19 protein-coding genes and 2 pseudogenes are annotated in these 19,256 nt (G+C 35.7%); 10 read left to right on the top strand and 11 right to left on the bottom strand.

Annotated features, from left to right (window positions below; genetic code table 11):
- Positions 1-174: 174 nt before the first annotated feature.
- Positions 175-1,272, top strand: coding sequence for a TauD/TfdA family dioxygenase (locus tag CEY12_RS03435; protein WP_089026358.1), 1,098 nt, complete (start codon positions 175-177; stop codon positions 1,270-1,272).
- Positions 1,273-1,350: 78 nt separating this feature from the next.
- Here CEY12_RS03435 and CEY12_RS03430 read toward each other — a convergent pair whose 3' ends face one another.
- The 5 genes from CEY12_RS03430 to CEY12_RS03410 all read right to left on the bottom strand — a co-directional run bounded on the left by CEY12_RS03430 (position 1,351) and on the right by CEY12_RS03410 (position 6,075).
- Positions 1,351-2,349, bottom strand: coding sequence for a S41 family peptidase (locus CEY12_RS03430; RefSeq protein WP_089026357.1), 999 nt, complete (start codon positions 2,347-2,349; stop codon positions 1,351-1,353).
- Positions 2,350-2,419: 70 nt separating this feature from the next.
- Entirely contained in the window at positions 2,420-3,214 is a 795-nt protein-coding gene (locus CEY12_RS03425; protein ID WP_089026356.1) for a helix-turn-helix domain-containing protein, read from the bottom strand.
- Positions 3,215-3,331: 117 nt separating this feature from the next.
- The gene (locus CEY12_RS03420; RefSeq protein WP_089026355.1) at positions 3,332-4,030 is read right to left on the bottom strand and encodes a DsbA family protein; all 699 of its coding nucleotides are present in this window, start codon (positions 4,028-4,030) and stop codon (positions 3,332-3,334) included.
- Positions 4,031-4,154: 124 nt separating this feature from the next.
- Entirely contained in the window at positions 4,155-5,336 is a 1,182-nt protein-coding gene (locus tag CEY12_RS03415; protein WP_228409781.1) for an MFS transporter, read from the bottom strand.
- Positions 5,337-5,448: 112 nt separating this feature from the next.
- Positions 5,449-6,075, bottom strand: a complete 627-nt coding sequence (locus tag CEY12_RS03410; protein ID WP_089026353.1) for a chloramphenicol acetyltransferase — start codon at positions 6,073-6,075, stop codon at positions 5,449-5,451.
- Positions 6,076-6,468: 393 nt separating this feature from the next.
- Here CEY12_RS03410 and CEY12_RS03405 point away from each other — a divergent pair, with 393 nt between their 5' ends.
- Entirely contained in the window at positions 6,469-7,314 is an 846-nt protein-coding gene (locus CEY12_RS03405; protein ID WP_089026352.1) for an NAD(P)-dependent oxidoreductase, read from the top strand.
- A gap of 177 nt (positions 7,315-7,491) precedes the next feature.
- Entirely contained in the window at positions 7,492-7,947 is a 456-nt protein-coding gene (locus CEY12_RS03400; protein ID WP_089026351.1) for a PPC domain-containing DNA-binding protein, read from the top strand.
- 149 nt (positions 7,948-8,096) lie between these two features.
- On the opposite strand, the gene CEY12_RS22555 is transcribed toward CEY12_RS03400, so the two are convergent.
- The 4 genes and pseudogenes from CEY12_RS22555 to CEY12_RS03385 all read right to left on the bottom strand — a co-directional run bounded on the left by CEY12_RS22555 (position 8,097) and on the right by CEY12_RS03385 (position 10,178).
- Positions 8,097-8,234, bottom strand: a complete 138-nt coding sequence (locus CEY12_RS22555) for a helix-turn-helix domain-containing protein (protein ID WP_228409780.1) — start codon at positions 8,232-8,234, stop codon at positions 8,097-8,099.
- A 65-nt stretch (positions 8,235-8,299) separates the two neighbouring features.
- A pseudogene (locus CEY12_RS22825) lies at positions 8,300-8,899 on the bottom strand (AraC family transcriptional regulator); the annotation flags it as partial.
- A gap of 18 nt (positions 8,900-8,917) precedes the next feature.
- Positions 8,918-9,319: a GlcG/HbpS family heme-binding protein gene (locus CEY12_RS03390; RefSeq protein WP_089026350.1), complete on the bottom strand. Its 402-nt coding sequence runs from the start codon at positions 9,317-9,319 to the stop codon at positions 8,918-8,920.
- A gap of 70 nt (positions 9,320-9,389) precedes the next feature.
- Positions 9,390-10,178, bottom strand: a complete 789-nt coding sequence (locus CEY12_RS03385; RefSeq protein ID WP_089026349.1) for an SDR family oxidoreductase — start codon at positions 10,176-10,178, stop codon at positions 9,390-9,392.
- A 215-nt stretch (positions 10,179-10,393) separates the two neighbouring features.
- Between CEY12_RS03385 and CEY12_RS03380 the strand changes: the two genes are divergently transcribed.
- The 4 genes and pseudogenes from CEY12_RS03380 to pdeM all read left to right on the top strand — a co-directional run bounded on the left by CEY12_RS03380 (position 10,394) and on the right by pdeM (position 16,388).
- On the top strand, positions 10,394-11,410 hold the full coding sequence (locus CEY12_RS03380; RefSeq protein ID WP_089026348.1) for a ligase-associated DNA damage response exonuclease: 1,017 nt from the start codon (positions 10,394-10,396) through the stop codon (positions 11,408-11,410).
- Positions 11,411-11,546: 136 nt separating this feature from the next.
- Positions 11,547-13,126: pseudogene (locus CEY12_RS03375) on the top strand (ATP-dependent DNA ligase).
- Between the two features lie 49 nt (positions 13,127-13,175).
- Entirely contained in the window at positions 13,176-15,581 is a 2,406-nt protein-coding gene (locus tag CEY12_RS03370) for a ligase-associated DNA damage response DEXH box helicase (RefSeq protein ID WP_172821062.1), read from the top strand.
- 162 nt (positions 15,582-15,743) lie between these two features.
- A complete protein-coding gene (pdeM, locus tag CEY12_RS03365; protein ID WP_089026346.1) occupies positions 15,744-16,388 on the top strand; it encodes a ligase-associated DNA damage response endonuclease PdeM in 645 nt (214 codons plus the stop codon).
- A 7-nt stretch (positions 16,389-16,395) separates the two neighbouring features.
- Here the strand turns inward: pdeM and CEY12_RS03360 are convergent, their stop codons facing one another.
- Positions 16,396-16,917 (bottom strand): GNAT family N-acetyltransferase, encoded by a 522-nt coding sequence (locus CEY12_RS03360; RefSeq protein WP_089029771.1) that lies wholly within the window; start codon positions 16,915-16,917, stop codon positions 16,396-16,398.
- Positions 16,918-17,076: 159 nt separating this feature from the next.
- On the opposite strand from CEY12_RS03360, the gene CEY12_RS22790 reads away from it, so the two are divergent.
- Both CEY12_RS22790 and CEY12_RS03355 read left to right on the top strand, forming a co-directional pair.
- A complete protein-coding gene (locus CEY12_RS22790; protein WP_317043952.1) occupies positions 17,077-17,265 on the top strand; it encodes a hypothetical protein in 189 nt (62 codons plus the stop codon).
- Complete coding sequence (locus CEY12_RS03355; protein ID WP_317043951.1) at positions 17,213-17,794, top strand: MBL fold metallo-hydrolase; 582 nt, start codon at positions 17,213-17,215, stop codon at positions 17,792-17,794. Before CEY12_RS22790 ends, CEY12_RS03355 begins: the two co-directional genes overlap by 53 nt.
- 6 nt (positions 17,795-17,800) lie before the next feature.
- On the opposite strand, the gene CEY12_RS03350 is transcribed toward CEY12_RS03355, so the two are convergent.
- Positions 17,801-18,142 carry a helix-turn-helix transcriptional regulator gene (locus CEY12_RS03350; protein WP_089026345.1) on the bottom strand — a complete coding sequence of 114 codons (342 nt, stop codon included), beginning with the start codon at positions 18,140-18,142 and terminating at the stop codon, positions 17,801-17,803.
- A 507-nt stretch (positions 18,143-18,649) separates the two neighbouring features.
- On the opposite strand from CEY12_RS03350, the gene CEY12_RS03345 reads away from it, so the two are divergent.
- On the top strand, positions 18,650-19,243 hold the full coding sequence (locus tag CEY12_RS03345; protein ID WP_089026344.1) for a Crp/Fnr family transcriptional regulator: 594 nt from the start codon (positions 18,650-18,652) through the stop codon (positions 19,241-19,243).
- The last annotated feature ends 13 nt before the right edge of the window (positions 19,244-19,256 follow it).

The following is a 19,256-nucleotide window of genomic DNA, read 5'->3' as shown; positions in this document are numbered from 1 at the left end:
TTAGTTTTCTAAAAGACATAGTTCATCTATCTCGTAATCAATACGTTAAGTTTTATTTTTTTGCATTTTTTATTTGGTACTTAATTAAAAATTCATAAATTTGACAACGCAATTGTTATTTAGAATAATTAAAAACAAATATAATAATTTAATCCTAACACAAAATTTTTTTTAATGAATTCTCTAAAAATTCTTGAAGAAAGCAGTTTGACTATGGAAAGAGTACTTCCTGTAGCCATTGAAATTACAGATAGTGAGCGTAAGATGATCAAGGATGCTGTAGATCATCTTGAAAGAAAATATGAAACTTTCGAAAATAGGGAGTTTGTAATGCAGGTTCATCAACTTGCATCATATTTTCTACCGGAAAGACTATTAAAAGTCTTAGCATCGTTTGCCAGCGATTTTTCCAAAGATCAATATGGAGCCCTTATATTTCAAGGTCTTTTCGATATCGATCAGGAAAAAATTGGTACTACTCCTGCCAATTGGCAATCGGCAGATTATTCAAAATTTAACCAATATGGGTTTGCATGTGCATTATTACATGGAGCTCTTCCCTCTAAGCCTGTACAATATTATTCGCAGCGTAAAGGAGGTGGTTTGATCCATGCGATCATTCCTGATGAGAAAATGCGTGAAACCCAGACTGGGTCTGGATCAGCAACCGATTTATATGTACATACAGAAGATGCCTTTCTAAAACATCAGGCAGATTATTTAAGCTTTATGTACATCCGTAACGAAGAGCAGGTACCTTCTACCCTATATTCGATTCGTTCACACGAAACGATTCATGACGAGTACAGGCCTTTGTTTGATCCGATCTTTAAAATTCCTAAAGATGCCAACTTGCAAAATGAAGCAGATGAAATAGATACTTTAGATGCTATTCTATATGGAAATAAAGAGTTGCCATTTATGAGGTTTGATGCTGCCGAGCAATTATTTAATCCTGATATCAAGCAGACGGATATTGCCCATCATGCATTGAGCAAATTCTGGCAGGAAGCAAAAGATTTGATTTATTCAGATTTTACTCCCCAATCAGGAGATGTTATTATTGTTAATAATCATTTATGTGCGCATGGAAGGTCAGCTTTCCGTGCCGGAGTGAGGAATATTAATGGTGTGGAGCATCAATGTGAACGAAGAATCATGCTTCGAATGATGAGCAAAGTAAGCCTTATCGATATGAGGGGCCATACCCTTAAAGAGGACCCTTTCTTTGTTATAGAAGAGCATTTGGGGAAAAACTTTAACCACTTCTAGGTAGTCTAGATTTAAATTTTTATAGAAAATCCTTCCTGAAAATTCAGGAAGGATTTTTATTTTAAATAATATTTGCTATCATTCTTTTTCTAATTGACGAATAAGATTTTCCAGTTCATTTTCACTTAATTCTGTTTGAATTTTATTTTTTAAAATATCTTTAAGAGCCAAAAGATGTGCTGCCTCGAAAGCTTTTTTAGAAGTTGTTTTTATATCCGGACTCACACCTACATGTTCCCAATTCCCTCCAGTTATCTTTGCCGTTATTTTACCGACAGGAACTACTAAGAGATACTTATTTGCAATTATAAATTCATCTACAGGATTGGCTGCTCCGCCGGTATTTTCACCGATAACTTGTGCCAATTGATATGCTTTTAGAAAATAAGCTAATCCTTCAGCAGCTGAAAAAGAGTATTTACTGGTGAGAATATAGACTTTCTTATTAAGGTATTTTTGACCGGAAACTTTCGATTCTGTATTATTTTCTACTGTTTTTCCTTTATCTCTGAAATAGGTGGAATATAAATTGGTTTTCTCCTTAAAGAAATAACTGCAAAATAATAGAAGCATCCCATTATCTCCACCTCTGTTTTCTCTCAGGTCAATAATCAGAGAATTGGTATTCGCAACAAAATTCATGGCAGATTCTAATGTTTTCGAACTTGAGTTGGGCTCAGCAAATCCTTTAAAATTAATATAACCAATATTTCCGTCTAATCTTTGAACATTTTCAAAGCCAAAATTCTCAAGACTATTATGAAAATTGTTAGATTCTAATGTTTCCTGTGCATTTTTTTGCTTTTCAGGTGTATAATTCTCAAGGTATTTTACAAAAAAATGTTGGTCTTGAGAAATCTTTGTTAATTGTTTTGTAAGTTCTTCGGCAAGATTTTTTCCATTGAGAGATTCAAAATCTTTTAATTGAAATTCAGCATCCAGTTTTTTATAAAGATCTTTATCTACATAATGGTCTTTGATTTTTTCTACCATTTCTTTTATGACCGGACCATTTGTGTTCTGACAAAAAGAAGATAAAGAATATAATGAGAGGACAAGAATGAGTATTTTATTCATGAGTTAAAATTTAATTTATTACAAAAATACCTTTGAATGCAAAGTGAGAATTGTAAAAAAGGAAACTCATCTAAATAAACAGCCAGATATTATTTTGATCAGTATTCACTTTCTTAAAAAAGTGGGTGGGAGTTATTTTGGTTAGCTCTTTAAAATCTTTGATAAAATGAGACTGGTCATAGAACAGATTTTCATAAGACAATTCGGTGAAATTTTTCATTTCTTTATTCTGAATTAATGCTTTTCGAAAACGATAGACTTTTCGGTATTCAGAAGCAGATTTAGCCAGATAGCGTTTAGAAAGCTTGTTAACGTATTGGCGGGTTATCCCATTTTTTTCAGCAATCTCTTCAATACTACAATCAGCTTCAAGATCATGAATGATATTTTGTACGGAATCTAAGTTCTTTTCTTTAAACTTTGAAAGCCAGTAATTTTCCAGGTTTTCTATTTGAATGGCTGTATCTGATTCGTTGAGAATAGAGGTCATTACTCCCGGGAAATCAGAGGAGATTATTTCATTTTGAAGAAGTGCACTGTTTTCATGATTAAAGAAATGATATATACCTAAAGGCTTGAAGTAAACTGTAATTTCATTGATAGGCTGCTCATAATATATTTCAGTTGAACTGATACAACGTGAAACAAGATCAATATCTAAGTTTTCCTCAGAAGATTGGAAAATTTCTAATTTATTCTCGTATTGAATTACGGTAGCATTTTGACAAGCTGATAGAATAAAAAAGTTATTGGGAAATGTAAGATATCTTAAAGCATGATCAGATTCATCTTTGGACATAAAATAATATCCCTGAATATATTTTCTGAGAATAGGATTGACAGGCTGATAAAACTGAATTTGCATTGACTATTATATAATCACCATAAAGAATGATTTCATAAAATTACAAATACAAAAGAAAACCCTGAAGAAATTCTTCAGGGTTTTCCCATATAATGCAATTCAATTATTTTCTAAGTACTAAATACTGCATCCATCCTCTCCACAAGCATTCTCTCCATTGGAAAGATTCTGAAATGGAGAAACTGTTTCCTTGTAGGTTTGCTGAAGCGCATTTTCAAAAACGTCAACAGGCTGAGCTCCTGAAACGGCATATTTACCATTTAAAACAAAGAAAGGAACACCCGTAATCCCGTTGTTTCTTGCCTGCTGAATATCTTCATTGACTTCAGGAGTAAATTCCTCAGAAGTTACAGCCTCTTTTGCTTCTTCTTTATTAATACCCACAGAGTCTGCAATCGCAGCCAAAGTATCAGGATCTCCTACATTTTTCCCATCAATGAAATGAGCGATAAACAATGCCTCCTCCATTTCATTGGATTTATTATATTTTTTTGATAAGTGCAGAAGTTTATGAGCAGCAAAGGTATTGGTGATTAAGGCCGTTTGAAAATTAAAATCAATTCCGGCATTTTTACCCATTTGCGTTACCTGGTTCATCATTTGCGCAGCCTGAGCATCTGGAAATCCTTTTTTCTCTTTAAAATAAGTCATTGTGTTCTTAGTTTCAGCAGGATCTAATGTAGGATCCAACTGGAAACTCTTCCACTCTACTTCTACCTGGTCTTTGAAAGGCAATTTTTCAAGTGCCTGTTCAAAATTATTCTTTCCTATATAGCAAAACGGACACATAACATCCGACCAAATTTCTATTTTCATTGTATTTCTGTTGATGTATTTTAATGATACAAAGTTACTACATATTTTTAATGTAATAAAATTTATTACACTTATAAATGATAGCATTGATCAATACCTCTTATGTGATTGATGAATGACAAAGCTAGGATTCAGAATTCACTTTTTTATTGAATAATAGATGAGCAATTAAAGCAAGAAGTCCGAAGCTAACTCCCACAAAACATACTCCATTCCACTGTGCATAATGCCAGGCAATGGAAGCAAGCCATGTTCCCAGTGAGCCTCCAATGAAGTAACAAACCATGTATACGGTATTCAGCCGATTTACCGCATTCGTTTTAATCAGAAAATAATTCGTCTGATTCATAATATGGCTGGACTGTACTCCCAAATCAACAAGAATGACCCCCACAATCAATCCCCAGTAAGTTTCCCCTGCGAAATAGGTAAATGCCCAGCTTCCCAAAACAATCAAAAGTGAATACAATATGATCCGGTTAATGTCCATGAACTTTTGAAACTTTCCAACTTTAGCAGCGGCCAATGCACCTACAGCTCCTGCAAGTCCAAAGCTTCCTACAACAGATGAACCTGCATTGAAGGGAGGCTTTTCCATGTGGAAGGCTAATGTGGTAAACAAAGCACACATCGATCCGAAAGCCATCGCACCACGAAAAGAGGCGAGCTGTAAAACAGGTTGTGTTTTAGCTAAATGAAATACAGACTGCATGAGCTCCTTATATGTTCCTTTAAAATTAGGCAATAGATCCGGCAGCATTTTGTAAACGGCCATCCAAACCAAAATCATGACACAAGCAGCGATACCAAACATCGCCCGCCAGCCCCAAATTTCTCCAACAATCCCTCCGACAAAACGGGATAGCAGAATTCCCATCAATAAACCGGACATAACCACTCCGATATTAGAAGATCGATCCTCATCGGACGAAAGTTCTGCTGCAATAGGCACAAAAAGTTGTGGAATCACAGAAGTCATTCCAATCAATAAGCTGGCTGCATATAACATCCATAACTGAGTTGCAAAGGTCATCCATAACAAAGAACCAAAGACGAGAAATAAATCTATCAGGATCAGTTTTTTGCGAAGAAATTTATCTCCCAGTGGTACTATTAATAAAAGACCTAAAGCATATCCGACCTGAGTAAGAACGGAAATTTTACTTGCTGCCCCTTCAGAAATATGGAGATCGTCAGAAATAAGGGCTAATAAAGGCTGATTATAATAGTTATTGGCGACTACCAGTCCGGAAATAATGGCCATCAGCCAGATTACAGTTCGTGAAATGCCAGGAGAAGTGTTCATCTGCAGACTAAGTTTTGTTTCAAATTTAATGATAGAATTAATGAAGTTAAGTGTATTTCCAGTTGTTAGAACTAAATCTATAATTTATGGAATCAATAAGGAAATATATTTTTTAAAGATCTAACTGTCTTTGAAATTCTTCAAAATATCTCGCAAGGTGAAGACCGTCCGCCAGACCATGGTGAGCTTCGATAGAAACGGGTAAATGTTTTTTTCCTTCACGAATGCTGTATTTTCCAAAAGTAATTTTGGGAATAGATTCAGTTTTATCAAAATTGGTAGGATGGAGCAATGCACTGAAAGAATTCCATGGAATCGTAGAATGTCTGATCAGGGCTTTAGTTACGGTGTCCGTATTTAATCTTAATCCTGAGGAATTCTGTACAGCCTGAACTTCCTTTTGTAATTCAGTACTAAAAGCATCAAAGCTTTCTGAAAAAGGGATATAAGAAAAGCCAAAAGTTCCGTCTGCTCTTGCAATTGTACTTCCTGCATCAATGACATCAAAAACTACAATCTGATCGTCAACGATCCTCATTTTCAGCTCTTCTACAGAATTTACCGCAACCATCGACTTATGAAGGTAATAAGCAAAAAAAGAACAGCCTTTTGCTTTTGCTGTTTCATATGCTTTTGTACAATCTACTTCAGCAGTGAAACCAAAGTATGGGCTCGCCATTTTTGAGAAAAATTCAAAGTGCTCTTTCCTGTTCCATTTTTCAACGTTTACGATCTTCATTTTATCTATGCTTATCTTTTTTGCAAAGTTCAGTAAGTTTTTTGGTTATAAAAAATTGCGGGATAAGAAAGTTAAAATATGCAGTAGTTTAGAAAGATTTTAATAGCTTTTAGAAAATGGTTTAAATCATTTATACAGATTACTGTATTAACAACCAAAATTACCGCTTTGGGGATCGAGATGATGTTCTGTATTTTATAATTCGTAAATTTGATAGATAAATGAAAAATTGAAAATTGAAAGTGGAAAGTGAGAAGTTCTAAGTTCCGAGTTTCGAGATTCGGGGTGCGGGTTTAGGAGTAAAAAATTTATTTCTAATATCTAATTTTTAATTTTCAATTCTCCACTTTCAACTTTCAACTATCAACTATTAATACAAATATTTAGATAAGCATGGAAAATACAAAAATAGGATTTATAGGATTGGGAAATATGGGGCATCCTATGGCAAAGAATTTAGAAAAAGCAGGATTTTTTCTTTCGGTATACAATAGATCTGTAGAAAAGGCTAATGATTTTAAAGAGAAATCAACGGTATATACCAAGGTTTCAGAACTCGTAGAAAACAGTGATATTGTTTTTACCATGCTGACTAACGATACAGCAGTACGGGAAGTATATGAGGAGATCTTCATGGTAAATATTCATGGAAAACTATTCGTAGATATGAGTACGATCTCCCCCGAAGCGAGCAATGATATTGCTTCTGCAGTTAAAATAAAAGAAGCAGGCTTTATTGATGCCCCAGTTGCCGGAAGTACCAAGCCTGCAGCAGAAGGAACATTAATTATTATGGCCGGAGGGAGTGAAAAAGACCTGTTGCGTGCCGAACCTTACCTGCAAAAACTAGGAAAAACGATCAGACATTTGGGAGAAAATGGAAAAGGAATTGCTGCAAAATTATCAGTAAACTATTTTATATCTGCGCTTTACCAAGGTCTCGCTGAGACTATATTGTTTTCAGATAAACTAGGAATCGATCGTAAAGATATGCTGGATATCATTAATGAGAGCGCCAGCGGAAGTGGTGCTACAAAAGTAAAAACACCTTTATTGGTAAACGATAATTATGAACCGGCATTTGCTTTGGATCTGATGTTAAAAGATATTCTTCTGGCTAATAAAGCGGGGGCAGATTATCCGCTATCGAAAACATTAATTGACACCTATCAATCAGCTCATGATGAAGGATTTGGGAAAGATGATGTCATTGGGATTATCAATTATCTGAAGAAATAGCAGAAGTCCTGGGTAGGCGAAAAAGCAAAATTGCAAAATCGCTAATTTGTAAAACCGTAGAATCAGCTGTTAACGAGTACTTTATTGACGATTTTACAAATTAACAGTTTAACAGTTTCGCCCTTTAGCAATTTTGCTTTTTCGCCGATTAGAAGATTCACTTATTAATCAAATCATATGGAAACAGAGATATTTAAAGGAAAAAACTGGACGGCAAAAAAAGTTGATACGATCTATGTAGTCAGTGTAAAAGACAGGTCGGGCATCATTGATGCATTGACAGATTTTGTGAATGAGCAAAAAATCCAATCCGGCGAGATAACAGGAATAGGTGCTGTAAGTGAAGCAACGCTCCGGTTTTTTGTACCTTCTACCAAAAACTACGTTGATAAAACGTTTCATGAACAAATGGAAGTTTCCAATATTTCCGGAAATGTTTCTGTATTAAATGATAAGCCACTACTCCATTTGCATATCACTTTAGGAAGACAAGACTATACGGCATTAGCCGGACATCTTTTGGATGCTAAGATCCGTGGCGCCGGAGAATTTATTTTTTATCCTTTGGCGACAAAAATGGTGAAAGTAAGGGATGAAGAAGTGGGAATCAATTTTTATGATTTTGAAAAATAGATACTTAGATTTATAAAACAGAAAATCATTCCTCAATTTATAATAAAGACAAGATCAACTGTAATAAGCAGTTCATCTTGTCTTTTTGTTTTGGGTTTCAAAGTTTTGCTTTACAGAGTGGTTCTAAAATCATAAAAGATAAATTCCTATTATACTTCAGAAGTTGTAACCCTGAATTTTTCCTTGAATGAAGAGTAAAAATGAGAAAGATTTTCAAATCCCAAGTCAAGATAAATATCAGTAGGCTTTTTATCCTGATGTTTAATAAGGTAATAAGCTTCCTCCAATCTTTTTCTTTAAGCCATCTTTTGGGTGACATATTGAACGTTTTCTTAAAATCCCGTTTAAATCCTGAAAGACTCCTTCCTGTAAGTTTGGCAAAAGTCTCTATTGATAGATTGAAAATAAAATTTTTATTCATGAATTCTTTTAGATCTATTTTATGAGGATCAGAAAAATCAAAAAGTAGGTTTTTGAAATGAGGTTTGCTCTGTAAAATCAATTCAATAGCTTCTTTAACTTTTAAGATGGCAAGGTTGGAGCTGATGATCTTTGTTTTGTCAACATACGGGATCAACGAGATAAAATAATTCGAAAAGAAAGCATCCGATTCAAAAAATATTTTCTGTTTAGGCTGAAATATTCCATCTGCTGCGATATTATTTTCTGCAGCATATTGTTGCAGGACTTCCTGATCCAGGGTAATAGAAATAAATTGGTATGGGGCATTCTCAGAAGGATACTTTATCGTTCTGATCAGTTGATTCTTTTTAACCAAAACCACCGTATTCGCCTTAATAACAGTCTTCCCCTGATCATGAAAAGCATGGGTTTCACCTGAAAGTTGAATCCCTAGAAAATGATCCGGTATAAATTCTTCATGGCCTCTATGCTTTTCAAAGGCACATGAATACACCAGTTGATCAAATAATATTTCAGATTGTGCAGCCATTATACAAATATGCAAAATTTAAAAAATAACAGAAGCACCTTCTTTTGCAATTTCCTTGTCCTGTTCCGGTGTACCGCCTGAAGAAGCAACAGCACCGATAATATTTCCTTCAGTATTCCTGATCACAACACCTCCGGCAATGGTAAGAAGGCCATCATTTGAATTCAGCATGCCATATCCATGGACTTCTGCACCGGATACAATGGATCCCATTACATCACTGTCAACACCAAACATCACTGCTGTTTTTGCTTTTTTAAGAGCAAAATCAATCACTCCGTATACACTGTCTAATCGGGCAAAAGAAATCAGATGCCCTCCCGTATCTACAACAGCCAGACTTACGGGAATCCCAAGAAGTTTTGCTTTTTCAATAGATGCATTTAAAACCTTGGTTGCTTCATGATAAGTAATATTCATATTTTTTTATTTAAATTAAATGAATGCGTGAAAAAAAGTATTCACGCATTCTATGAGTAGACTGTGTTTTTTAACTTTTTACATACCAGGCTTCAGTTTGTAACTGCTTTACAAAATCTTCCGTTTCTTTAGGGTGTAAATTTCTAAAATTACTATCCTCATCTAAAGTTACATTGACGATGACATCAGCCATAGACTGAGGATCTAACTGATGGGCCAGTGATTCTGTTGCTCCCGCAAAAGCAGATTCCGGCGTAAAGTTTAGTTTGGAATCATGCCAACGGCTGATAGAATCTACTCCCCTGTCATTAAATCCGGTTCCGAATACCCCCGGATTACAGGTTGCTATTTTGATATTAAAAGGTTCCAGTTCTGTTTTTAGACCTTCAGCTATTGATTCCAATGCGTGTTTTGAAGCACAGTATGCAGCAACATAAGGAACCGTCCATAAGCCTCCCATTGAAGAAGTGAATACAATCTTTCCGGCTTTCTTCTGAACAAATTTTTTGATGAATCCCTGTGCAAGTTCCAAAGCTCCGAAGACATTCACATCGAACATCGACCGGATCAGATCTAAAGGTTGTTCAGCGATAGGACCACCTTCCATAATGCCTGCGTTACTGATCAAAATATCAATTTCATATTTCTTTAAGATATAGGCAATATCTCTGGGGTTGGTGACGTCTAACTTATCCACGGTCATTTCTACCCCTTGTTCTTTAGCCTCTCTTATCAGATCACTCATTTGGGGATATACTTGCGTTGTTGCAATTACATGATGACCCTTTTTTGCTAAATCAAAAGCTGCTATTTTACCAAATCCACTTGCTGCTCCTGTAATTAAAATTGTTTTGCTCATTTTGTATTTTATTGGGTTAATATGAAAGCAAATTTCAGATTTATTGAGGCTCTAACTATTGGCAGGAGGTCCAATGTTTTATTGCTGGAAAGCTCAAACGTAAAAAATATTATTTTTTATCATTTATGGGTGATTGGTCAGCTTTTTGAATGATAAATTAAACCAAAGTACTATAAAAGCATTAAATTCTTTATAGATAACAAAATACGATTCATTTGAAACTAATTACATTCACATCAAAAGGGATTTATTGTCCGCAGGGAAAATTTTACATTGACCCCTGGAGGCCTGTTGACCTTGCAATTATTACACATGGACACGCCGATCATGCCCGCTGGGGAATGAAAAAATATTTCTGTCATCACTTTACCAAACCTATTTTATATCAGAGAATTGCTCCTGATATTGAGTGTCAAAGTGTTGAATATGGTGAAGTAACGACCATCAACGGGGTTAAAGTCTCTCTTCATCCTGCCGGCCACATCATCGGTTCCGCGCAGATAAGACTGGAATATAAAGGCTATGTAAGTGTTATTTCAGGAGATTATAAAGTACAGGATGATGGACTGAGTACGCCCTTTGAACTGGTAAGATGTAATGAATTTGTTACGGAAAGTACCTTTGGACTTCCTATTTATAACTGGTTAGAAATTGACGAGCTTAATAAAAAACTACAGAATTGGGTATTACGAAACAAAGAAAATGGGAAAACATCTGTTTTTGTAGGGTACTCACTGGGAAAAGCCCAGCGTATAATGAAAGCGGTGGAAGGACTAGGGAAACTCCATGTTCACTACTCTATAGGAAAGCTGAATGAAGCTTTTGAAAGTGCAGGAATTGTTCTTCCGGAATATGAAATCCCTGATTTTAGAGAAAATACAAAACATTTACTGGGTGAAATTGTGATTGTCCCACCTGCATTACTGGACAGTAATATCATACGTACCATACCAGAAGCTGCAACAGCAATCTGTTCAGGATGGATGCAAGTTCGGGGAGCCAGAAGATGGCGCAGCGCTGATGCAGGGTTTGCGATGAGTGATCATGCGGATTGGACCGGGTTATTACAGGCTGTAAAAGCTACTGAAGCAGAAATTGTACATGTTACCCATGGACAAACAGAAGTGTTTTCAAAATATTTAAATGAAATAGGGATTAAAGCTGATGTTGTACAAACGCAGTTTGGAGATGATGAGCAAGAGAACGATAATGAATTGAAAGTTGAAAATTGAAAGTTAGAAGTTAGAAGTTAGAAGTTAGAAGTTAGAAGTTAGTGCAAAAATAATAATTATGAACTACGATACCGAACCTCGCAACTTTTAACCCAGTCTAACCCCCTCGAACCCCATAACCCCGTAACTCGAACCCATGAGACATTTTGCAGAACTGATCAACGCCTTAGAAAGCACCAATAAAACGAATGCTAAGATCGATGCCATCATCGATTATCTTGAACGTGCTCCTGATGAAGATAAAGTCTGGTTCATTGCCTTGTTTACAGGGAAAAGACCGAAAAGAAATGTCAATACGAATTATATGAAAGATTGGGCTCTGGAAATTACTAAACTGCCTTTCTGGCTTTTTCAGGAAAGCTATTCTTCAGTGGGTGACCTTGGAGAAACACTTTCCTTGATTCTTCCAACTCCTGCTCAAACAATAGACCGGACACTTTCACAATGGATGAATGATATCCAGGACTTAAAAAATAGAACAGAGACTGAAAAAAAGAATTTGTTTTGCAATCATGGAATGGATTGGATTACACCGAACGGTTGATTTTCAATAAATTACTCGGTGGAAGTTTTCGTATAGGAGTCTCGGATAAGACATTGATAAATGCTTTGACAAAATATTCAGGACAGGAAGCAAGTACCTTGATGCACAGCATGATGGGAAAATGGAATCCTAATGAAGTATCTTTTCAGGAACTGATCTCTGCGGAGAAAGTAAATGCTGATAATTCACGGCCATATCCATTCTGCCTTGCCTATCCTTTAGAAAAAGAACTTCAGGAATTAGGTAAACCGGATGACTGGATAGTCGAATATAAATGGGATGGAATCCGCGGACAGATCATCAGGAGAAATGATGAAGTCTTTATCTGGTCCCGGGGAGAGGAACTTGTTACAGAGCAATTTCCGGAGATTAAAGAAGCTGTTCAGGCTATGAAAGGGAATTTTGTTTTAGATGGAGAAATACTTGCGGTAAAGGAGGGTAAGGTTTTAAATTTTAATGAATTGCAGAAAAGATTAAACCGCAAAAATGTAACGAAAAAGATGCTTGCTGATATTCCCATTGAGATATTTGTTTATGATCTTATTGAACTTGAAGGAAATGACCTGAGGGAAAAACCGATTGGGGGAAGGAGGGCGATGCTTGAAGAACTTTTTCTGAATGAACATCCTGAGAAAATTCAGCTGTCCGAGATCATAAACTTTGAAAAATGGGAAGAACTGGATCAGATCCGGGAAAATTCCCGGGATATCAATAGTGAAGGTTTAATGCTCAAGAAAAAAGATTCCCCTTATCATTCAGGACGAAAAAAAGGAGATTGGTGGAAATGGAAAATAAGCCCAATGACCATTGATGCAGTGTTAATTTATGCACAGAAAGGAAGCGGAAGGCGAAGTGCTTACTATACTGATTATAGTTTTGCTGTTAAAAACGGAGATTCCTTAGTGACGATTGCTAAAGCTTATTCAGGCTTAACTGATAAGGAAATCATGGAGGTCAGCCGCTATGTCAATAAGAATGCTATCGAAAAATTCGGTCCTGTGAGAACCGTGAAAGCTGAGCTTGTTTTTGAAATTGCTTTTGAAGGAATAGGTTTCAGCAGCCGTCATAAAAGTGGTGTTGCCCTACGTTTTCCAAGAATTGTAAGATGGCGGAAAGACAAAACGGTGGATGAAATAGACGATCTCGAAGAAATAAAAAAACTGATACAATAATTTGACTGCTTTTGAAAATACCAACGGATTTAAGGTCATTCAGCAATGGATGGCCCAAAAAGGGAATGCTCCATTTAAGTTCCAGACGGATACCTGGTGGAAGTTTGGAAATGGATACAGTGGAATGGTCATTGCTCCTACCGGTTTTGGGAAGACTTATTCTGTTTTTTTAGCCCTGATCACCGATTTTCTTAATCACCCTGAAAAATATAAAAAAGGGCTTAAAATGATCTGTATCACTCCTCTCCGCTCTCTTTCAAAGGATATTGCCAAAGCCATGGAAGAAGCCATCAGTGAGATTGGCTTAGATTGGGCCGTTGGTGTAAGAAATGGAGATACCGATCCTAAAACAAGACAGAAGCAGGTGAAAAACATGCCTGAAATCCTGGTTTTAACCCCTGAAAGTCTTCATTTGCTTCTGGCTCAGAAGGAACATTCGCGATTCTTCAAAAATATGCACTGTATTGCGGTTGATGAATGGCATGAACTGCTTGGTTCTAAAAGAGGGGTCATGGTAGAACTCGGTATTTCCCAGATTAGAAAATACGTTCCAAAAGTAAAAATATGGGGAATTACAGCAACTATAGGTAATCTCGATGAAGCATTGGAAGTATTAATTCCTTATGCTGTTAAAAAGGTAAAAATTACAGCAAAACAACATAAAAAAATTGATATCATTCCGGTATTTCCGGATGAAGTAGAAATCTTACCCTGGGCGGGACATTTGGGTGCCAAGCTTGCTGATAAGATTGTCCCCATTATCTTAGAATCCAAATCTACAATCGTTTTTACCAATACGAGAAGCCAGAGTGAAATGTGGTATCAGTTGTTGTTGAATGCCTATCCGGATTTCGCAGGACAAATTGCTATACACCACAGTTCTATTGATGCCCATTTAAGAATATGGATCGAAGAAAATCTAAGCAGTGGTAAATTAAAAGCAGTGGTCTCTACTTCATCTTTAGATTTAGGTATTGACTTTAAACCTGTTGATACTGTGATTCAAATAGGGTCGGCAAAAGGAGTCGCCAGATTTCTACAACGGGCAGGAAGAAGCGGGCACTCCCCTTTCGAAACCTCTAAAATATATTGTGTTCCCACTCACTCTCTGGAGCTGATTGAAGTTGCAGCGTTAAAAGAAGCTGTAAAGCAAAAAGTGATTGAACCCCGCGAACCACAGGTGCTGTGTTTTGATGTTCTTGTTCAGTTTCTGATGACTCTGGCTGTTGGTGACGGCTTCTATCCTGATGAAGCTTACGAAAGAATAAAAAAAGTCTATTCTTTTCAGGAAATCAGAGATGAAGAATGGAAAGGGATTATTGATTTTCTAACCATTGGAGGGAGTGCTTTGAAAAGCTATGAAGAATTTCATAAGGTAGTTATTATGGAGGACGGATTATTTAAAGTGACCTCCCGTAAAATAGCTATGCTCCATCGAATGAATATGGGAGCTATTGTAAGTGATGCAATGCTTAAAGTAAAATTTATCTCCGGAGGCTATATTGGGATGGTTGAAGAATACTTTATTTCAAAGCTTAAAAAAGAAGAAAAATTTATTCTGGCAGGAAGAGTACTTGAAGTGGCAATGGTTAAAGATATGACTGCCTATGTGCGTTTGGCGAAGGGGAAAGCATTGGTGCCGAGTTATCTTGGGGGAAGATTGCCTCTAAGTTCTAATTTAAGTACATTTCTAAGAGAAAAATTGTCAGGCGCTTTGAATCCTGCTTCTTCAGAAAAGGAGCTTCAGTTTTTACATCCTCTGCTCACTAATCAGGAAAAGACCTCGCATATTCCAAAAGAAAATGAGTTTCTGGTAGAATTAATAAAAAACAGAGAAGGTTATCATTTATTTATGTATCCTTTTGAGGGACGCCTGGTTCATGAGGTTATGGCTGCATTAATTGCATTCAGAATTTCTAAGCTTGCTCCTATCTCTTTCTCTATGGCAATGAATGATTATGGGTTTGAACTGTTCAGTGATAAAGAAATTCCTATTAATGAGGAAAATCTACAGAAAATTTTAACCCGAGATAATCTGATGGTAGATGTTATTTCAAGCATTAACTCCGCTGAAATGGCACGCAGAAAGTTCCGTGATATTGCTGTTATTTCAGGAATGGTTATCCAGAATTTTCCGGGACAGCAACGTTCCAATAAAGCCTTACAAAGTTCAGCAGGCCTCATTTTTAAAGTACTGGAAGATTATGATCCCAATCATTTTCTAGTTCGGCAGGCGTATACAGAAGTTTTTAATATGCAGCTCCAGGAGCAAAGACTTGTAGAGGCTTTTAAAAGAATAGAGAAATCCAAAGTCATTTTAAAATATTCCAATACTTTTACTCCTTTAAGTTTCCCGATCAAAGTGGATAGTCTCCGCCAGACTCTTTCAAGTGAAGGTTTAGATGTAAGGATACAAAAACTGATAGAACAGGCGCGTAAAGGGAAAAAAAGTTGAAAGTTGAAAATTGAAAATTGAAAATGGAAAGTTGAACTTAAGTGTAGAAAAAAGAATAAAGAGAAAAGATTGCTTTAATCAATAATCTATAATTTTGTCCTGTAAACCCGTAACCCGTAACTCGTAACCTGTAACTCTAGCACTCTCAAACTTTCACGCTCCATGAATATTACAACAAAGAACATCACCATCCAAACTGAAACCCTCACCCTCACCAACCAGCGTGCTGTATTTTGGAAAAAGGAAAAGGCGTTGATTTTATCAGATCTTCATATTGGCAAGACCGCCCATTTCAGGAAGAATGGAATTGCACTGGCTAATCATGTGATGAAAAGTGATCTCGAGAGGCTATCCGTATTAATTGCTTATTTCCAACCTGAGAAGTTCATTATTGTTGGGGACCTTCTCCATGCCGGAAACAATTCGGATGTGGATGAATTTTGCGTGTGGAAAAATCAATACGCTGATTTAAAGTTCTATCTGATTGAAGGAAACCACGACCGGATTTCAAAGGTGTTGGAAGAAAAACTGTGTCTGGATTTTAAAGCAGATATCTTAGAGTTAAATGATATCATATTTGTTCACGATTTCGACAAATCGAATCCAAAATTTCAAATTACCGGGCATATTCATCCTGGATTTGTAATTAATTCCCCTGTAAAAAATATCCGCCTTCCGTGTTTTGTACAAACCACTAATCAGTTGTTGCTTCCTGCGTATAGTGAGTTTACCGGATTGGATACAAAAAACCTGCCTAAAGGAGGGCAATTTTTTGTTTTTACCGATGCTGAGATTTATGAAATTTAGAAATGCATTATTCCAGGATTTTTTTCATCATAAGATCGGTCTGTTCTTCATTTCCAAGTCGGAAGATATGTTTGTCAAATTCTATAAACCCATTCTTTTTATAAAAATTGATGGCTCTCGGGTTTTCCTCCCACACCCCTAGCCAGATATATGTTTTTTTCTTCTCTTTTGCTATTTCCAGAGCTTTATCATAAAGTAACTGACCTACCTTTTTTCCATAATGACTGCTTTTTACGTAGATCCGTTCAATTTCAAGAGAAATTTCATCCTGCAATTCTGTTTGGGCAGATCCTGAATTCAGTTTCAGATATCCGATCGGATGATCTTCCTCCCAGGCAATAAAGAAAAAGGATTCCGGATTACTCAATTCACGGGTCAGTCTATTTTTATTAAAACTCTCTTCCAGATACAGATCCATTTCTTCTTTTGAGTTACTTCCTGAAAAAGTTTCAGAAAAAGTTTCTTTTCCAATCTCCTGTATCGTCTCCATATCTTCAAGGAAAGCCTTGTTTACTATTATTGAGCTCATATTTTTATTCTTACTACACAAAATTACGAATAGATCATTTAAAAAGGACATTGCAGCAGAAGAAAAACCAGACAATCTTAATCTATCATCGGTTTTACCGATGGTTGGCATCGAAAAATAAAGTTTTTACTTCTTAGAAATAATCAGGAAATTTGTAGCATGAAAATCATCCCTTTAAAAGAAGGTAATTTTGTAGCCAGTCCAACCAAAGACTTCAGCCTGTTAACGACAGAAAAAATAGATCTGGCGCAAGGAATAAAAATGGCCGTTCAACCTTTCCTGATTGTTACTGAAAGTGATCATATCCTTTTGGATGCAGGTCTGGGATGGAAATCCTGTTGTTTTTGAGATTTTAAAAAAAGAAAATGTTGATCCTAAACAGATTACCAAGGTCCTTTTTTCGCATCTTCATAAAGATCATATTGAAGGAGCTTTGCAGCAGACAGAAAATGGATTTGAAGCTACTTTTCCTAATGCAAAACTATATATCCAGAGAAGAGAACTATCCTTTGCCCTTCAAAATAAAGGAAACCCCTCATTCGATTTTGAGGTGCTGGAAAGGCTGATACAATTACCTAATATCGTGTGGATGGATGATGATAAGGGACAGCTTACCAATGAAATTTCTTATGAGGTTGTTGGCGGGCATACCCCTTTTATGCAGGTATTCTGGATTACCGAAGGTGGAGAAACTGCTTTTTATGGAGCTGATGACCTCCCGCAGGAAGCCTACTTACATTACCACCTTGCCTACAAAAGTGATTTTGATGGCAGAAAAGCAATGGAATTACGGCAAATATGGCAAAAACAAGCAGAAGAAAATCATTGGAATATATTGCTGTATCATGATCTCAAAAAAACATCTGTACAGTTTTAGATCTTGTTATAAATTATTGAACCATTTGTAAATATCCATTTCGGATGGGATGAAGAGCTTTTTTCTAAGCCGGTTTTTTCGATTTTGAATCGCTTTTGGGGTTACAAACGTATAGGTAGCAATCTCTTTGGTCGATAAGTTCAGTTTTAAATACACACAGAAAATCAATTCTGAATTTTTAAGATCTGGTTGTATAAGAGATATTTTTTCAAGGAAATTGGGGTAAACTAGTCTGAATTTATTCAATAGGCGTGGTGAGTTTTCTTTAGCTAATGCTATGATCTCATCTTGTGCAAAAAATTTTTCGTTTAAATCTTCTAAATTAAATCCAGGTTTTTCGTTTTTCATAATATGTTTCTCATCTCTACTAAATTCAATAACACTGTGGTCTATAACATTGTTAAAGAATCAAATTCTTTTTCTCACTATTATTTTAGCAGGATCATCACTCTTGACTCGTTCGTCTAATTTGATTATTAAAAAATATATCAAAAAAACTAAAAAGTAAAGTTTGCCTTAATAAAGGCAAAGAAAGAAAAAATGATTAAATTTTTCCTGAATTGAAATACCACATAGATACCACGTGGATCCCTATCCCTATCTTTCTGCTACAATTCAATGTTTTTTACTGTGGATTCAAATTTACAACGATGTTTTCTCTACTTTTTATGATCATACGCAATGTTTTAGTATAGGTAAATCTATCATCATAAAATCTGCTTTTCAACAAAAATGTGGTATTGATGTGGTATGGTATTTTTAGGAAATGAGTAAAAATTACGTTCTCTTTACTAAAATAAAGAAGGTTTGTACGTAACCTTATGTTTAATTTTTAATCTATAGAGTACCATTAATATGATAAATGAAGATCTATTGCTTTCTTATGGGGCCGAAATTAAAAATTACAAAGCGAACGAAATGATATTTCGAGAAGGAGAGTTTTCTATATATTATTATCAGATTCTTAAGGGTAAGATTAAACTTAACAATTATACAGAGGATGGAAAAGAATTCATTCAGAACATCTTTTCCGATGGGCAGAGCTTTGGCGAATCTATATTATTTGTAGATAAGCCCTACCCTATGAATGCAGAAACATTGAATCCCTCTGAGATTCTGAAATTATCGAAATCTGATTTTTTACTTTTAATGAAGGAAAATCCTGATATTTCAAATAACATCTATCAATGTCTGGCAGAACGGATGTATTATAAATACATTATGCTTTATAATCTTTCCTTTCAAAATCCAACTTCCAAACTTAAATTATTGATGGATTACCTTAAAAGCTATGATGAGAATAAGACTCCTTTTTCTTTCCAGATCCCTTTAACCAGGCAGCAATTGGCTTCTTTGACAGGACTTCGTGTGGAAACTGTTATCCGTGTTATAAAAAATATGGAAAAAGAAAATGAATTAAAAATTGTGAGTGGGAAAATTTTCTATTAAATTTAAACAAAAC

The sequence above is a fragment of the Chryseobacterium sp. T16E-39 genome, assembly GCF_002216065.1.
Taxonomy (GTDB): Bacteria; Bacteroidota; Bacteroidia; order Flavobacteriales; family Weeksellaceae; genus Chryseobacterium.
This window is presented reverse-complemented; position numbering and strand designations above follow the sequence as displayed.

Bases quoted from the DNA above. Each gene is read 5' to 3' on its own strand.
- CEY12_RS03435 (WP_089026358.1), top strand. From the start codon at position 175: ATGAATTCTCTAAAAATTCTTGAAGAAAGCAGTTTGACTATGGAAAGA.
- CEY12_RS03430 (WP_089026357.1), bottom strand. From the start codon at position 2,349: ATGAATAAAATACTCATTCTTGTCCTCTCATTATATTCTTTATCTTCT.
- CEY12_RS03425 (WP_089026356.1), bottom strand. From the start codon at position 3,214: ATGCAAATTCAGTTTTATCAGCCTGTCAATCCTATTCTCAGAAAATAT.
- CEY12_RS03420 (WP_089026355.1), bottom strand. From the start codon at position 4,030: ATGAAAATAGAAATTTGGTCGGATGTTATGTGTCCGTTTTGCTATATA.
- CEY12_RS03415 (WP_228409781.1), bottom strand. From the start codon at position 5,336: ATGAACACTTCTCCTGGCATTTCACGAACTGTAATCTGGCTGATGGCC.
- CEY12_RS03410 (WP_089026353.1), bottom strand. From the start codon at position 6,075: ATGAAGATCGTAAACGTTGAAAAATGGAACAGGAAAGAGCACTTTGAA.
- CEY12_RS03405 (WP_089026352.1), top strand. From the start codon at position 6,469: ATGGAAAATACAAAAATAGGATTTATAGGATTGGGAAATATGGGGCAT.
- CEY12_RS03400 (WP_089026351.1), top strand. From the start codon at position 7,492: ATGGAAACAGAGATATTTAAAGGAAAAAACTGGACGGCAAAAAAAGTT.
- CEY12_RS03390 (WP_089026350.1), bottom strand. From the start codon at position 9,319: ATGAATATTACTTATCATGAAGCAACCAAGGTTTTAAATGCATCTATT.
- CEY12_RS03385 (WP_089026349.1), bottom strand. From the start codon at position 10,178: ATGAGCAAAACAATTTTAATTACAGGAGCAGCAAGTGGATTTGGTAAA.
- CEY12_RS03370 (WP_172821062.1), top strand. From the start codon at position 13,176: ATGGCCCAAAAAGGGAATGCTCCATTTAAGTTCCAGACGGATACCTGG.
- pdeM (WP_089026346.1), top strand. From the start codon at position 15,744: ATGAATATTACAACAAAGAACATCACCATCCAAACTGAAACCCTCACC.
- CEY12_RS03360 (WP_089029771.1), bottom strand. From the start codon at position 16,917: ATGAGCTCAATAATAGTAAACAAGGCTTTCCTTGAAGATATGGAGACG.
- CEY12_RS22790 (WP_317043952.1), top strand. From the start codon at position 17,077: ATGAAAATCATCCCTTTAAAAGAAGGTAATTTTGTAGCCAGTCCAACC.
- CEY12_RS03350 (WP_089026345.1), bottom strand. From the start codon at position 18,142: ATGAAAAACGAAAAACCTGGATTTAATTTAGAAGATTTAAACGAAAAA.
- CEY12_RS03345 (WP_089026344.1), top strand. From the start codon at position 18,650: ATGATAAATGAAGATCTATTGCTTTCTTATGGGGCCGAAATTAAAAAT.